The organism is Arthrobacter sp. Hor0625, from assembly GCF_052567525.1.
The window spans coordinates 1,200,512-1,215,434 of sequence record NZ_CP199586.1; the positions used below are offsets into that span (position 1 = coordinate 1,200,512).

General features: G+C 70.2%; 12 protein-coding genes and 1 pseudogene. 7 read left to right on the forward strand and 6 right to left on the reverse strand.

From position 1 onward, the window contains the following. Window positions 1-72: 72 nt before the first annotated feature. A complete protein-coding gene (locus ACTWLI_RS05425) occupies window positions 73-1,398 on the forward strand; it encodes a carboxylesterase family protein (protein WP_445155638.1) in 1,326 nt (441 codons plus the stop codon). 2 nt (window positions 1,399-1,400) lie between these two features. Next, a pseudogene (locus ACTWLI_RS05430) lies at window positions 1,401-2,012 on the forward strand (DUF429 domain-containing protein); the annotation flags it as partial. A 132-nt stretch (window positions 2,013-2,144) separates the two neighbouring features. Here the strand turns inward: ACTWLI_RS05430 and ACTWLI_RS05435 are convergent. Beyond that, window positions 2,145-4,604, reverse strand: a complete 2,460-nt coding sequence (locus tag ACTWLI_RS05435) for a phosphoketolase family protein (RefSeq protein WP_445155639.1) — start codon at window positions 4,602-4,604, stop codon at window positions 2,145-2,147. Between the two features lie 182 nt (window positions 4,605-4,786). Between ACTWLI_RS05435 and ACTWLI_RS05440 the strand changes: the two genes are divergently transcribed. Next, window positions 4,787-5,386 carry a hypothetical protein gene (locus tag ACTWLI_RS05440; RefSeq protein WP_445156128.1) on the forward strand — a complete coding sequence of 200 codons (600 nt, stop codon included), beginning with the start codon at window positions 4,787-4,789 and terminating at the stop codon, window positions 5,384-5,386. On the opposite strand, the gene ACTWLI_RS05445 is transcribed toward ACTWLI_RS05440, so the two are convergent. Both ACTWLI_RS05445 and serS read right to left on the reverse strand, forming a co-directional pair. Beyond that, window positions 5,383-6,231 carry an HAD family hydrolase gene (locus ACTWLI_RS05445; protein WP_445155640.1) on the reverse strand — a complete coding sequence of 283 codons (849 nt, stop codon included), beginning with the start codon at window positions 6,229-6,231 and terminating at the stop codon, window positions 5,383-5,385. The genes ACTWLI_RS05440 and ACTWLI_RS05445 overlap by 4 nt on opposite strands. Window positions 6,232-6,323: 92 nt before the next feature. Continuing rightward, window positions 6,324-7,604 carry a serine--tRNA ligase gene (gene serS / locus ACTWLI_RS05450; RefSeq protein WP_445155641.1) on the reverse strand — a complete coding sequence of 427 codons (1,281 nt, stop codon included), beginning with the start codon at window positions 7,602-7,604 and terminating at the stop codon, window positions 6,324-6,326. A 78-nt stretch (window positions 7,605-7,682) separates the two neighbouring features. Here serS and ACTWLI_RS05455 point away from each other — a divergent pair, with 78 nt between their 5' ends. Beyond that, complete coding sequence (locus ACTWLI_RS05455) at window positions 7,683-8,780, forward strand: diacylglycerol/lipid kinase family protein (protein WP_445155642.1); 1,098 nt, start codon at window positions 7,683-7,685, stop codon at window positions 8,778-8,780. On the opposite strand, the gene ACTWLI_RS05460 is transcribed toward ACTWLI_RS05455, so the two are convergent. From ACTWLI_RS05460 to ACTWLI_RS05470, 3 genes are all read right to left on the reverse strand, one after another. Next, window positions 8,777-8,992, reverse strand: a complete 216-nt coding sequence (locus ACTWLI_RS05460; RefSeq protein ID WP_445155643.1) for a hypothetical protein — start codon at window positions 8,990-8,992, stop codon at window positions 8,777-8,779. The two genes, ACTWLI_RS05455 and ACTWLI_RS05460, sit on opposite strands and share 4 nt — an antisense overlap. A 94-nt stretch (window positions 8,993-9,086) precedes the next feature. Further along, window positions 9,087-10,067 (reverse strand): prephenate dehydratase, encoded by a 981-nt coding sequence (pheA, locus tag ACTWLI_RS05465; RefSeq protein WP_445155644.1) that lies wholly within the window; start codon window positions 10,065-10,067, stop codon window positions 9,087-9,089. Between the two features lie 15 nt (window positions 10,068-10,082). Next, a complete protein-coding gene (locus tag ACTWLI_RS05470) occupies window positions 10,083-10,409 on the reverse strand; it encodes a rhodanese-like domain-containing protein (protein WP_445155645.1) in 327 nt (108 codons plus the stop codon). 167 nt (window positions 10,410-10,576) lie between these two features. Here ACTWLI_RS05470 and ACTWLI_RS05475 point away from each other — a divergent pair, with 167 nt between their 5' ends. From ACTWLI_RS05475 to ACTWLI_RS05485, 3 genes are all read left to right on the forward strand, one after another. Continuing rightward, a complete protein-coding gene (locus ACTWLI_RS05475) occupies window positions 10,577-12,082 on the forward strand; it encodes an amidase (protein ID WP_445155646.1) in 1,506 nt (501 codons plus the stop codon). A gap of 86 nt (window positions 12,083-12,168) precedes the next feature. Continuing rightward, complete coding sequence (locus tag ACTWLI_RS05480; RefSeq protein WP_445155647.1) at window positions 12,169-13,281, forward strand: alcohol dehydrogenase catalytic domain-containing protein; 1,113 nt, start codon at window positions 12,169-12,171, stop codon at window positions 13,279-13,281. Window positions 13,282-13,449: 168 nt separating this feature from the next. Continuing rightward, window positions 13,450-14,919, forward strand: a complete 1,470-nt coding sequence (locus ACTWLI_RS05485) for a peptide MFS transporter (protein WP_445155648.1) — start codon at window positions 13,450-13,452, stop codon at window positions 14,917-14,919. The last annotated feature ends 4 nt before the right edge of the window (window positions 14,920-14,923 follow it).

The following is a 14,923-nucleotide window of genomic DNA, read 5'->3' on the forward strand; positions in this document are numbered from 1 at the left end:
GGATTCCGGGGCCTCAAGTGTACGTTCGCGCTTTGCCAGCCGCGGGTCAGGAAAATGTGAAATCGTTGATCCGTGAATCCCGAACCAAGTTTTAGCCCGCCCTGCGGCCGGGTCACCGGATGGCGGGACGGCGACGTCCTGCGGGCCACCGGGATCCCGTACGCCACCGCCGCGCGGTTCCGCCCGCCGGCCCCCGCCCCCGACCGGACCGAGACCCTCGCGGCCACGTCGCCCGCCCCGGCTTGCCCGCAGGCGCCGGTTCCGTTCCTCGACGACATCCTGGGCACCCGCTACGGGGAGCTGCCGGGCAGTGAGGACTGCCAGCGACTCTCCATCACGATGCCGACGGGCCTGCGCACGGACGAACGCGTGCCGGTCATGGTGTGGCTGCACGGCGGCTCCTACACCTCCGGTTCCGGCGACTTGGCGATCTTCGACCCCACGGCCCTGGTGACCGAAAACCGCGTCATCGTGGTGTCCGTGACCTACCGGCTGGGCCTCTTCGGCTACCTGTCCACGGCCTCCGGCCGGCCGGCCAACCTCGGACTGCTGGACCAGCTCGAGGCGCTCCGCTGGGTGCAGCGCAACATCGGAGCCTTTGGCGGCGACCCGGGACGGGTCACCGCGTTCGGGCAGTCCGCCGGCGGCGACGCCGTCGCCCACCTGATGGCGACGCCGGAGGCGCCCTCCCTCTTCCAGCGGGCCATCATCCAGAGCGCGCCGCTGGGCATCACCCGCGGCCGGGAGAAGATGAGCCGCGCCATGGGCGCCGCGGCGGAAGCCGTCACCGAAGACACCCCGGCGATGGAGGTGGTCGACGCCGAGGAGCGTGTCTCCCAGGCGGCCCGGAAGTTCGGTCTGATCGCGGCCATGCCGTTCGGCATCCAGTACGGGCATGCGCCCCTGCCGCCGGAGTCCGGCATTGATGACGCCTGGAACGCCACGGCCCCCGGGATCGAGGTGCTGATCGGGCACACCTCGGAGGAGGCCCGGATGTTCCTGCCCCGCAACCGCGCCCTGAGCCGTGTGGCCGCGGTCCCGGTCCTCGGACCCGCCGTCGTCAGTGCCGTCAGCCGGGCGGTGACCGAGGCGGTGTACGGCCGGGCGGCCAGGCGGTTCGCGCGGCGCCACGTGCAGGCCGGCGGCCGGGCCCACAGTTACGTGCTCTCCTGGGCCGCGCCGGGAAACAGGTACGGCGCCGCGCACACCGTGGACCTGCCCCTGCTCTTCGGTGACGAACGGACCTGGGCCGGGGCGGGACTGCTCGAGGGAGCCAGCTGGGAGGACATCAATGTCCCGGGCAAGGCGCTGCGCGCCCTCTGGGCCCGTTTCGCGTCCCGAGAGGGACTCGACGACGACGGTGGGATCCCCGGCGCGCTCCGCTACCGCGCGGTCTAAGCATGCGGACCCTCGGGGTAGACCTGGCCGCGGCCACGAAGAAGACCGCGGCCGCCGTCGTCGAGTGGGGTGACGGCGCCGGGAGGCTCGCCCACCTGGACCTTGGCGTCGACGACGACGAGATCCTGCGCCTCTTCGGCACCTGCGAGATGACCGGGATCGACTGCCCGGTGGGCTGGCCGGACGCGTTCCTGCCCTTCATCGCCGGGCACGGCGCCGGCGACAGCCACCCTGTCCTGGACTACGACGGCATCGAGGGCCGAAGGCTGCTCGCCTATCGGGACACTGACCGGTTCGTGACGGCCCGGACCGGGCTGATACCGCTGAGCGTCTCGGCCGACCGGCTGGCCCACCCGGCGATGCGGTGCGCCGTCATCCAGGCCAAGATCGCCCAGGTCCACGGACCGCAGGGCAGGGACGGCAGCGGCCGGCTGGCGGAGGTCTACCCGGCGGCGTCCCTGAAGTCCTGGGGCCTGCTGGCCCGCGGCTACAAGGGCCGCGGCGGGGCGGAGGCGCAGCGGCTGGGCGATCTCGTCGGCGCGCTGCAGCAGGCGGCGCCCTGGCTGGACCTGGCCGGCCACGAGGACCGGCTGGCCGGCAGCGACGACCTGTTCGACGCCCTCATCGCCTCGCTCACCGCCCGCGCGGTGGCCCTCGGCCGGAGCCTGCGCCCGGACGCGGGCCACGCCCGGGCCGCGCGCTCGGAGGGCTGGATCCACCTGCCCCTCGGCGGGCTGGCCGCACAGCTAGCCGGCTCCGAGGGTCCAGCCGCTGATCTCCTTCGCGTCCTCGCCGAACTCCCGGGTGTGGTTGTGCGCCCGGATGCGGCGGTCCTGCAGCGACTGGCGCAGCAGCGAGTGCCGCTCCGCCAGCCCCGGCACCCGGTCGATCGCGTCGATGGCGAGCTGGAACCGGTCGATCCCGTTGAGCATCGCCATGTCGAACGGCGTCGTGGTGGTGCCCTCCTCCTTGTAGCCGCGCACGTGCAGGCCTTCCTGGTTGGTGCGGCGGTAGGCCAGCCGGTGGATCAGCGACGGGTAGCCGTGGTAGGCGAAAATGATCGGCCTGTCGGCAGTGAAGATGCCGTCAAAGTCACGGGATGACAGGCCATGCGGGTGCTCGGCGGCGTCCTGCAGCCGCATCAGGTCCACCACGTTCACCACCCGGATCTTCAGCCCGGGCGCGCCCTCCCTGAGCAGTTCCGCCGCGGCCACGGTCTCCACCGTGGGCACGTCGCCCGCGCACGCCAGGACGACGTCGGGCTCCTCCCCCGGGACCTCGGAGCCGGCGAATTCCCAGATCCCCAGTCCCCGCCGGCAGTGGTGCGCCGCGTCGTCGGGCCCCAGCCAGGTGGGCGAGGGCTGCTTGCCGCTGACAACGATGTTGACGTAGTCCCGGGAGCCCAGGCAGTGCTCCATCACCGAGAGCAGGGTGTTGGCGTCCGGCGGCAGGTAGACCCGGATAACCTCGGACTTCTTGTTCACGGCGTGGTCGATGAAGCCCGGGTCCTGGTGCGAGAAGCCGTTGTGGTCCTGCTGCCAGACGTGCGAGGAGAGCACGTAGTTCAGCGACGCCACGGGCTGGCGCCACGGCAGCTCGCGGTGCACCTTGAGCCACTTGGCGTGCTGGTTGAACATCGAATCGACGATGTGGATGAAGGCTTCGTAGCAGCTGAAAACCCCGTGCCGGCCGGTCAGCAGGTAGCCCTCCAGCCAGCCCTGGCAGAGGTGTTCGCTGAGCACTTCCATGACGCGGCCGGCGCGGGCGAGGTGCTCGTCGAGCTCCTCGATCCGGTACTGCCAGACCTTGTCCGTGACCTCGTAAACGTCCTGCAGCCGGTTCGACGCCGTCTCGTCCGGGCCGAACAGACGGAAGGTTTCGGGGTTGAGCGCTATCACGTCCCGCAGCCAGCCGCCGAGGGTGACCATGGCGCTGACCCGTTCCCGGCCCGGTTCGGCGACGGCGACGGCGTGGTCGGCGTAGCGCGGGAGCCGCAGGTCGCGCAGCAGGACGCCGCCGTTGGCGTGCGGGGTGGCGCTCATCCGCAGGTCCCCGTCGGGGGCGTTGGCGGCGACGTCGGACCTGAGCCGGCCGCCGTCGTCGAAGAGTTCCTCCGGGCGGTAGGACTCCAGCCAGCGGCCCAGCTGCGCCAGGTGCTCGGAGTTGGTGCGCACCTCAGCGAGGGGCACCTGGTGGCTGCGCCAGGTGCCTTCGACCTGCAGGCCGTCGACGGTTTTCGGACCGGTCCAGCCCTTCGGCGAACGGAGCACGATCATCGGCCACGCCGCGGCGGGCGCGTCACCGCCCGACTGCGGGTCCCCGTCCGGTGTTGCTCCCCGGTGGTTTGCCTGGATGGCGCGGATGTCCGCCAGGCACTGGTCAAGGACGGCGGCGAAGTCCCGGTGGGCCGTTGCGGTGTCCTCCGGGTCCGCGACGGTCACGAAGTACGGCGTGTGCCCGTAGCCGCGCAGCAGCTGCTCCAGCTGGGCTTCGGGCATGCGCGCCAGAATCGTGGGGTTGGCGATCTTGTAGCCGTTCAGGTGCAGGATCGGCAGCACGGCACCATCCGCGGCGGGATCCAGGAAGTTATGCGAGTGCCAGCTGGCCGCCAGGGGACCGGTCTCCGCTTCGCCGTCGCCGATGACGGCGGCGGTGACCAGCTGCGGGTTGTCGAACACGGTGCCGTAGGCGTGCGCCAGCGAGTAGCCGAGTTCACCGCCCTCGTTGATGGACCCCGGGGTCTCCGGGGCGGCATGGCTGGGGATGCCGCCGGGGTAGGAGAACTGACGGAACAACGCGGCGAGACCGTCGGCGTCCGGACCGACGTTGCTGTAAATCTCCGAATAGGTTCCCTCAAGCCAGGCGTTGGCCACCACCGCGGGACCGCCGTGGCCCGGGCCGGCGACGAAGAGCATCTCCTGCGAATCCCGGCGGATCACCCGGTTCAGGTGGGAGTAGATGAAGTTCAATCCCGGCGTCGTGCCCCAGTGGCCCAGCAGCCGGGACTTGGTGTCCTCGGCCCGCAGCGGTTCGCGCAGCAGCGGGTTGCCGCGGAGGTAGATCTGGCCCACGGACAGGTAGTTCGCGGCACGCCACCACCGGTCCACCAGGTCCAGCTCGGCCGCGTCCGCAGGCTCCGCGGCAGTCCGCGGTGCCGTCACCGTGCCCGCCGCCGTGCCCGTACCCTGTTCCAACCCATCAGCCATGAAGGTGCTCCGCCCGGTCTGTGCCGCCGTCGGCAGCGTCTACCCCCATCGCAACATCTGCCGGGGTCCCGGGACAAGCCCGCCGCGCGCCTGCGCCCCCGGAGGCCGCCCGCGTTCCCGCAGTTTCACGCCCGGAGACCGCACTTGCCCTGCGTTTACAAGGCGGTAGTGTGGCATCCAGTATGTTCACGCTGACCATCAACCAAACCGACAGCCGGCGCGACGGCGACCGTGTGCCGCAGCTCCTCAAGGACCTGCGGCACATTCCTGCGCGCCTGGATTTCGACCGCTCGGTCGAAGATGAGGTCCAGGGCATCGTGGACTGCCCGCGCCAGGCGGTGGACGCGGCCCTGATCGCGTTGCGGACCGGGGCCTGGTACGTCGGGATCGGCGTCGGCCCGGTCAACGAGCCGCTGCCCAATCAGATCAAGGACGCTTCCGGCCACGGCCTGGTGTATGCCCGGCGGGCCGTGGACCGGCTGCGCAACAGCAAGGAGCGGATCCCGGTGGCGGTGGAGGGCCCGTTCTCGGACCTGGCCGCGGAAGCGGAGGCCGTCCTGCGGCTGCTGGGCCACATCGTGCACGACCGCAGCGCCGCCGAGTGGCGGGTGCTGGACCTGCTCACCCCGGGGGTCCGCGGCCAGCAGAAAGCCGTGGCCGAGGAGCTCGGCATCACCACCCAGGCGGTCAGCAAGGCTGTCGCCCGGGCCCAGTGGAACGAAGAGCACGCGGCCCGGCCGGCCGCGGCCCGGCTGCTGGCCCTGATCCTCGAGGTCCGCTAACGCAGGATGCTGCGCAGCACGTGCGCGGCGCCGTCGTCGAACACCGAGTGGGTGACCTCGTCGGCGGCGGCGATCACCTCGGCCGGCGCCTGTCCCATGGCGACACCGCGGCGGGCCCAGGTGAGCATCTCGATATCGTTGCGGCCGTCGCCGACCGCCACCGTGCGGTGCGCCTCGATGCTGAGCCGCCCGCGCAGCTGTTCGAGGGCGCTGGCCTTGGTGACGCCGGCGGCGGCGATGTCCAGCCAGGCCGTCCAGCCCACCGAGTAGGTCACGCCGGCGAGGCCGACGTGCCGGATGGCGGCGTTGAACTCCTCCGGGGTGTTGTCCGAGCTGAAGACGACCACGCGCACGGCGGTGGCCTCCAGCATGGTCTGGAAGTCGACGCCGATCGCCTCGACGCCGAAGCTGGCATCCTGGAAGCGTTCGGTGGACAGGAAGTTGCCGTCCGCGTCCTCCAGTGCGTACTTCGCGGCGGGCAGGCGCTTGCGCAGGGCCCTCAGCGCGGGGCCCGGATCGAACGTCGCCTTGTGCAGCACCTGGTAGCCGTCGGCGAGGCCGGAGTCCACCCGCAGGGTCACGCCGCCGTTGGAGCACACGGCGTAGCCGTTTTCGATGCCGATGTGCTCGATGATGGGCAGCGTCGCGTTGAGCGAGCGGCCGGTCGCGATCATCACCTCGTGCCCGGCCGCCACGACCGCCTGGGCAGCCTCCCGCACGGGAACGGACATGTGCCCGTCGTGGTCGACGAGGGTACCGTCGACGTCCAGGGCGATCATCATTTTTTCGTTTCCACTTCGCTGGTCATCGTTGCCAGCGACTGAGGTTTCAGTCAATGTAGTCATCCAACAAGTAGAGCAGACACCGCCGACAGCTGCTAGGACACGCGCCACAGGGCGGCGTGAAGCTCCGGTAAACAGCTGCCGACGGCGGGTGCTTAGAGAACGGGCAGGACGGTCATACCGCCGAGGTACTTCTGCAGCGCCGCCGGGACGTTGACCGAACCGTCGGCATTCTGGTGGTGCTCCAGGAGAGCCACGATCCAGCGGGTCGTGGCCAGGGTGCCGTTGAGCGTCGCAACCGCGCGGGTGCCCCTGGGGGCGCCGTCCTCGCCCACCACGCGTTCGCGGATGTTGAGCCGGCGCGCCTGGAAGGTGGTGCAGTTGGAGGTGGAGGTCAGCTCACGGTAGGCGCCCTGGGTGGGGACCCAGGCCTCGCAGTCGAACTTCCGCGCCGCCGAGGTGCCAAGGTCCCCCGCAGCGGTGTCGATGACGCGGTAGGGAAGCTCGCACTTGGCCAGCATCTCCTCTTCCCAGGCCAGCAGGCGGGCGTGCTCGGCGGCAGCCTCCTCGACCGTGGTGTAGATGAACATCTCGACCTTGTTGAACTGGTGCACGCGGATGATCCCGCGGGTGTCCTTGCCGTGCGAGCCGGCCTCGCGGCGGTAGCAGGAGCTCTGGCCGGCGTAGCGGACCGGTCCGGCGCTCAGGTCCAGGATCTCGTCCGCGTGGTAGCCGGCGAGGGCCACCTCGGAGGTGCCGACGAGGTACAGGTCATCTTCGGCCAGGCGGTAGATCTCGGCGTCGTGCTTGACGTCGAAACCGGTGCCCTGCATGGTTTCCGGGCGGACCAGCGTCGGCGTGATCATGGGGATGAAGCCGGCGTCGATGGCCTGGTCCATGGCCATCTGCAGCAGCGCCATCTCCAGCCGGGCGCCCACGCCGCGCAGGAAGTAGAAGCGCGAGCCGGAGACCTTGGCGCCGCGTTCCATGTCGATCGCGCCGATCAGCTCGCCGATCTCCAGGTGGTCCCTGGGCTCGAAGTCGGGGAACTCGCGGGGCGTCCCCACCGTCTTGAGCACGACGTAGTCGTCCTCGCCGCCGGCCGGCACGCCTTCTTCGACCAGGTTGGGGATGCCGCGCAGCAGTTCCTCCTGGGCCGCCTGGGCGACGTCGGCCTCGGCGGAGGCCTCCTTCACGGACGCGGCAAGGACCTTGACCTCGGCGAGCAGGGCCTGCTTTTCCTCGCCCTTGGCCTGCGCGACCTTCTTCCCGAAAGCGTTCTGCTCCGCGCGCAGGTTTTCGAAGCGGATCAGGGCCGCACGCCGGGACGCGTCCGCGGCGATGATCGCGTCCACCACGGATTCGTCGGCGCCGCGGGCGCGCTGGCTGGCACGGAACTTGTCCGGATTTTCGCTGAGGTCTTTTACGTCGATCACCTGATAAGGGTATCGAATCCGGGGGCCGCCCTCCGGCAGTCCTGCCGCGTCCCGCCTGCGGGATAGTGTTGGACCAATATGAGCGACTGGCTGCTGTACCTCGTCATCGCTGGAGTCCTGGTTTTTGCCCTCTCCAGCTGGTGGGGTGTGCGCCGGTTGAAGGCCCGCCACATGCGCAGCGCCGTCTGGGAAGAGACGCACAACCCCGGACTGGCCAAGCAGCGGGTCGCGGTGGTGCTGAACCCGATCAAATCCCGGTCCGCCGAGGCGCGCGCCCTGGTCGAGAGCGCCTGCCTCGCGGCCGGCTGGGAGGCGCCCCGCTTCTTCGAGACGACGGCTGAAGACCCCGGCTTTTCCCAGGCCCGCGCGGCGGTGGAGTACGGCGCCGACGTCGTCCTGGTGGGCGGCGGCGACGGTACCGTGCGGGTGGTGGCCGACGTCCTGGCGCACACGGACACGGCCATGGGGCTGCTTCCGTTGGGCACGGGGAACCTGCTGGCCCGCAACGTCCACCTCGACATCGGGGACCTGCACGGCTGCGTGGAGATCGCGCTGTTCGGGCACCAGCGCTTCATCGACACCGCCCGGATGACGGTGGAGAACGCCCGCACCGGCCAGAGCGCGGAGCATGCCTTCCTGGTGATCGCCGGCATCGGCATGGACGCCGAGGTAGTCAGCGACACCAACGACGGACTCAAGAAAGCGGTCGGCTGGCTGGCCTACACCGAGGCCGGCGTCCGGCACCTGCCCGGCCGGCGTAAACGGGTCTCCATCGCCCTGGATGACCAGCCGGAACAGACCCGGAAGATCCGCAGCGTGCTGTTCGCCAACTGCGGCCTAATTCCCGGCGGCATCGACTTCATCCCGCAGGCCATGATCGACGACGGCATGCTGGACGTGGTGGTGATGAGCCCGCGCAGCGCGATCGGCTGGCTGGCGATGTACTGGAAGATTGTGCTCAAACACAAGCGGAACCTGCCGGTGATGACGTATTACCGTTCCGGCAAGATCGTGATCAAGTGCGCCGAACCGATGCCGACCCAGGTCGACGGCGACCCGTCGGGCGAAGCAACGACGGTCACCGTCCGGGTGGCCCCGCGGTCCCTCCTGGTCCGGGTGAAGGAAGACTCCGCACGCGTTGACGCTGCGCGGGCCGGCGGGGCCACCGGCGCCTAGCTGGCTTCCTTCTTGGCGTCTTCTGCCTTCTTGGCGTCCGCCGCGGCCTTGGCGGCACGGGCTTCCGATTGCTCGCGGATCATTGCCTGCTCCTCCTCGAAGCGCAGCCGGTCCGCGCGGTCGGCGTCGTCGCCGTCCCAGTCCTGGTTCTCGGCGGTCGGCTTGGGATTCACAATCATTCCCTGGCCGTCATTCTCCGTGCTGTCTGACATCGACCTGCTCCCTCCGGTAGAGGACTACCCCAATATGGATCAGGCAAGCATACGCCCGAATCTCCGGGGCGGAAGTGCAGGATGTGGCGTTTACCTACGCTGTGGGCGAAGCCTCGGGCTTGTAGTCCTGGACCACGGATGCCCCGGAGAGTATGTCCTGGACCCAGGCATGCGCGGCGCGGAATGCCTGGTCGGACGTGTGCGGGGCCACCGAGGTCCGCTGGCCGTCGGCCCGGCCGTAGGAACCCAGGAACCGGGTAGCGGGGCTGATCCGGTGCAGTCCGGCGAGCGCGTCGGCGACCCGGGCGTCCCCAACGTGCCCGTCGGCGTCGATGCTGAAGAAGTAGTGGCCGAGGTACTGCCCGGTGGGCCGGGATTCGATCCGGCTCAGGTTCACGCCGCGGGTGGCGAACTGGTCCAGGATTTCCATCAGTGCGCCGGGGCGGTCCTCCGGCAGCGGCACCACGACCGTCGTCTTGTCCGCGCCGGTCGGTTCCGGCAGCTCGCCGGGGCGCCCGACGAGGACGAAGCGGGTCACGGCTCCCGGGTTGTCACCGATGTTTTCGGCGAGCACGGCCAGGCCGTCCTGTTCAGTGGCGACGATCGGCGCGCAGATGGCGGCGTCGTAGTGCGGTTCCGGCTCCAGCAGCCCGAGCGCCGCGGCAGCCGTCGAGGACCCCGGGATATATTCCGCATCCGGAATATTCTGGTCCACCCAAAGCCGGCACTGGGCCCACGCGTGGCCGTGGGTGGAGATCCGGCGGACGTCCTCGATCCGGACGCCGGGCCGGGCTACCAGCACGAAGCTGATGGCAACCAGGGCCTCGCGCAGGATCCGCAACTCCGGCCCGGTCGCGATCGCATCGAGGGTGGCTGTCACCCCGCCCTCCACCGAGTTCTCGATCGGGACCATGGCGGCATCGGCCGAGCCGTCACGGACCTTGTCCAGGGCCGTGTTGACGTTCGAGGCGGGGACCCGGGTGGCGTCCCGGGCGCCGGGCACCTGCATCAGGGCGGCCTCGGTGAAGGTGCCTTCGGGGCCAAGGAAGGTATAGGTGACGGGCGACGCGGGCATCGGGGTTTCCTTCGGTTACAGGATGACGGGCTTGAGCCCGTTGTCGGACACGAGCGGCAGGCCGTTCTCGAGCCACTGGTCCATGCCGCCGGCGACATTGAGGGCGGAATAGCCGTTGCCGACCAGCCACTGCGCGGCGCGGAAGGACCGTCCCCCGGTGCGGCAGATGATGTAGAGGTCCTCATCCGGGTCCAGTTCCCCCAGCCGGGCCGGAAGCTGGTCGAGGGGGATGTGCACGGCGTGCTCGGCGTGCCCGGCGGCCCACTCGTAGTCCTCGCGCACGTCCAAGATGCGCGCCCCCTCGGGAATGTCGGAAACGGTCACGGTCTCGATGTCACTCATGGTCGTCCTCTCCGCAGAAACCAGGTCTGCCACCAGCGTATCGCCAGCCCCGCGAAGCGCAGCCCCGCCGGGCGGCAGGTTACGCTTCTGCTGAGCGCAAAGGAGACCCATGCCAGCCGCACGGCCAGCCCACGGGGCATGCCCCTCCCCCTGCTCGAAGGATGGGCATGGCTGAAATCCACGAACTGTCCGCCGTCGCCCTGCGGGATGCCCTGCGCAGCGGCGAGCTCTCCGCCCGGCAGGCCGCCGAGCACTTCCTCGACCGCATCGCCGGGCAGAATCCGCACCTGGGTGCCTTCATCACCGTCACGGCCGACCAAGCCCTGGCCGACGCCGACGCCGCGGACAGCCGCTTCGCGAGCCTGTCGGGGTCCGGCCGGGGACGCGGCGGTCCCCTGCCGCCGCTGCACGGCATGCCGGTCGCGTTCAAGGACCTGACCGACGTCGCCGGGGTCATCACCACACACGGCAGTGCCGCCGTCGAACACCGCCCCGCAACGGCCGACGGTCCGCTGGCCGCCACCCTCAAGGCTGCCGGCGTCGTCTCCCTGGGCAAGACGCAGGTTCCCGAGTTCGGGCTGACGGCCTACAGCGAGAACCGGATTGCGCCGCCGTCGCGGAACCCCTGGGCACTGAGCCGGAGTTCCGGCGGTTCCTCGGGCGGAAGCGCCGCCGCCGTGGCCGCCGGGCTCTTGCCCTTCGCCCCGGGGTCCGACGGCGGGGGCTCCATCCGCATTCCGGCCGCCGCCTGCGGGCTGGTGGGGCTGAAGCCGGGCCGCGGACTCGTCCCGGCCGGGGAAAGCGCCGGAGACCAGGCGCGGCTGGTTGTCGCCGGGCCGTTGGCCCGGTCGGCGGCGGACGCGGCGCTGATGCTCGACGCGCTGGTCCCGCCTGGAACGGCGCCCGGACCGGTTTCCGGACCACCCGCCGGGCCGGCAACGGAAACGGCCGCCGGACCTGCCATGCCCCGGCCGGAGAGCTACCTCCGGCTGGCCGCGCAGGAGCCGCCGCGGCTGCGGATCGGAATCAGCCTGGACAGCCCCTGGCAGGCAGCTTTCCCGTTCACGCCGGAGCCCGAGGCCCTCGACGCCCTCCGCGCCGGCGTCGGCCTGCTGGAGGCCGCCGGGCATGAGACCGGGGAGGCGCGGATCCGTTACGACAACCGCTACGCGGCCGCCTTCACCACCGCCTGGACCGCCGGCGTCGGCAGTGCCCGCATCCTGCCGCACCGCGAGGCGCTCCTGGCCCCGCTGACCCGGACCTTCCGGCAGCGGGCGCGGCAGCGCGGACCGGCCAAGCTGGCGGAGGCCCTCGCTTTCCTCCGGCAGTTCGAACGCGACACGGTTGCCCAGTTCAGCGCATGGGACCTGGTCCTCACCCCGTCGCTGGCCCAGACGCCGCGCCCGGTGGGCTGGTTCACCGGTGCCGCGCATGGCGACGGTTACTGGCCCGCCGCTGAACGGGCTACCGACGCCGACGAGGACTACCGCAAGCAGTGCGTGTTCGCCCCGTGGTCCTCGCCAATCAACGTCTGCGGACTGCCGGCCATCAGCATCCCCGTCCACTGGACCGGCGGGGCTCCCGGGACCGGCCTGCCGATGGGGATCCAGCTTGTCGGGCCGCTGGGGTCGGAGGCGCTGCTGCTGCAGGTGACCGCGCAGCTTGGCTTCTAGCGGCCTAGCCGCCGGGGGAATTTCCGCGGCCGGGCGCGCCTGCGGTTTACTAATGCCACATGCGGTCAACGACACGAGAGGGATCAATGAAGATCACCGGCGCAGTGCTTGAGGAAATCGGCCGGCCACGGCCGTTCGCGGATTCCAAACCGATCAGCATCACGGAACTGGAGCTCTCCGGCCCCGGCCGCACCGAGATCCTGGTCCGTCTCGAGGCCGCCGGCATCTGCCACTCGGACCTGAGCGTCGTCGATGGCAACCGGGTGCGGCCGGTGCCCATGCTGCTCGGCCACGAAGCCGCCGGACGCGTCGTGGAGGTCGGGTCCGAGGTCACCGACCTGGCGCCCGGCCAGCGGGTGGTCATGTCCTTCCTGCCGCGCTGCGAGCAGTGCGCCAACTGCGCCGCAGACGGCCGGTTGCCCTGCACCGCCGGGTCCAAGAGCAACGGCGAGGGCACCCTGCTGCACGGCTCAATGCATCTGAGCCGCGGCGGCGAACAGGTCTACCACCACCTCGGCGTCTCCGGTTTCGCGAGCCACGCCGTCGTGGACCGGGCCTCGGCCGTTGCGGTCGACGACGACATTCCGCCGGAGGTCGCCGCCGTCCTGGGCTGCGCGGTGCTGACCGGCGGGGGCGCGGTGCTGAACGCCGCCCGGCCCCGGCCCGAGGACAGCATCATGATCGTCGGACTCGGCGGCGTCGGCATGGCTGCGCTGATCACCGCCGTCGCCCAGGGGATCTCGCGGATCGTGGCGGTGGACACCCTCGCGGAAAAGCTGGACCACGCCCGCCGGCTGGGCGCGCACGAGACGTACACCCCGCAGGAAGTGGCCGAGGAGGGCGTCAAAGCCCGGTTCGTGGTGGAGTGCGCCGGCAGTGCCCGGGCCTTCGAGACCGCATTCGCGGCGACCGACGTCGGCGGCACCACCGTCACGGCCGGGCTGCCCTCACCGGACGCCCGTGCGCAGCTCTCCCCGCTGACCATCACCGCGGAGGCACGCACGGTCATCGGCAGCTACCTCGGCTCGGCGGTGCCGTCCCGGGACATCCCCAAGTACGCCCAGCTCTGGCGGGAGGGCAAGCTGCCGGTCGAAGAACTCATCTCCTCCCGGATCGCCCTGACGGACATCAATCAGGCCATGGACCAGCTCGCGGACGGCAAGGCGGTCCGGCAGGTCATCATGTTCGACGGCGACTAGCTCCGCCCGCCCGTTGCTCTCTCACTTATGGCTGCTAAACCGGCGGTATGGCAGCCATAAGTGATAGAGCAACTGGGGAGGAAGCGGGGCGCGAAACACCTCCGAATTGACTTGCCCCGGGGCGTCGCGAATGTGACAATCGCGCGCCCCGGTGTCAGCATTAAGTAAATGAGCACAACTCATTTAGCCGATCCCCCCGCTACAACGCCGGGCGATACCTCGTTCTTTGGCCACCCAAAGATGCTGGCCAGCCTCTTCTCCGTAGAGATGTGGGAGCGCTTCTCCTTCTACGGGATGCAGGGCATCCTCCTCTACTACATGTACTTCACGGCCGCTGAAGGCGGCCTTGAAATCGACAAGGCCCTGGCCGCCAGCCTGGTCGGCGCGTACGGCGGCGGCGTCTACCTGTCGACCATCCTCGGCGCCTGGCTCGCGGACCGGCTCTTCGGTTCGGAGCGGGTGCTCTTCGGCTCCGCCATCATGATCATGGCCGGGCACATCGCCCTGGCCCTGGTCCCGGGAGTCCCCGGCCTGATCGCGGGCCTGGTCCTGGTGGGCGTCGGCTCCGGCGGCCTGAAAGCCAACGCCACCGCCCTGGTCGGCACCCTGTACCGCGAAAAGGACGAACGCCGCGACGCCGGCTTCTCCATCTTCTACATGGGCATCAACGCCGGCGCCCTGATCGGGCCGCTGGTCACCGGCTGGCTGCAGGAGAGCCAGGGCTTCCACTGGGGCTTCGGCGCGGCCGCCGTCGGCATGGCCGTGGGCCTGGTGGTCTACACGCTGGGACGCAACAAGCTCCCCGCGGACGCCCAGCGGGTGCCCAACCCGCTGCCCGCCGCGTCCCGGACCCGCTACGGCCTGATCTTCGCCGCCATTGCCGCGGCCGTCGCGGTGCTGCTCGCCACCGGCGCCGTCAACGCGGAGAACCTCGCCATGTCCATGGCCTACGCCGCCATCGGCGCGTCCGTGCTGTACTTCGTCCTGATCTTCAGCAGCAAGAAGGTCACCGCCACCGAGCGCAGCCGGGTCACGGCGTTCATCCCGCTGTACATCGCCTCCGCCGCGTTCTGGGCCCTCTTCCAGCAGCAGTTCACCTTCATCGCGGTGTACTCGGAGGAGAAGCTGGACCGGAACCTGTTCGGCTGGGAAATGCCCGCCGCCTGGGTACAGTCGATCAACCCGGTCTTCATCATCATCTTCGCCGGTGTCATGGCCGCCCTGTGGACGCGGCTGGGCCGCCGGCAGCCGGGCTCGGCGCTGAAGTTCTCGATCGGACTGTTCGTGATGGGGCTGGCGTTCCTGGCCTTCATCCCGCTGGCCGGCGAGGGGAAGACGCCGCTGCTGGCACTGGTGGGCATCCTGCTGCTGTTCACGCTCGCGGAACTGTTCCTCTCCCCCATCGGCCTGTCCGTGACCACCAAGCTCGCGCCCAAGGCGTTCCACACCCAGATGGTTGCGCTGTTCTTCCTCTCGGTGTCGCTGGGCACCACGCTGGCCGGCATTCTCTCGGGCCTTTACAACCCCGACGACGAACTGCCGTACTTCATCGGCGTCGGCGGCACGGCAATGCTCCTGGCCGTCGGCCTGGCCGCGGCCTCGCCGGCCATCAAGAAGCTCATGGGCGGCGTACGCTGAGCTA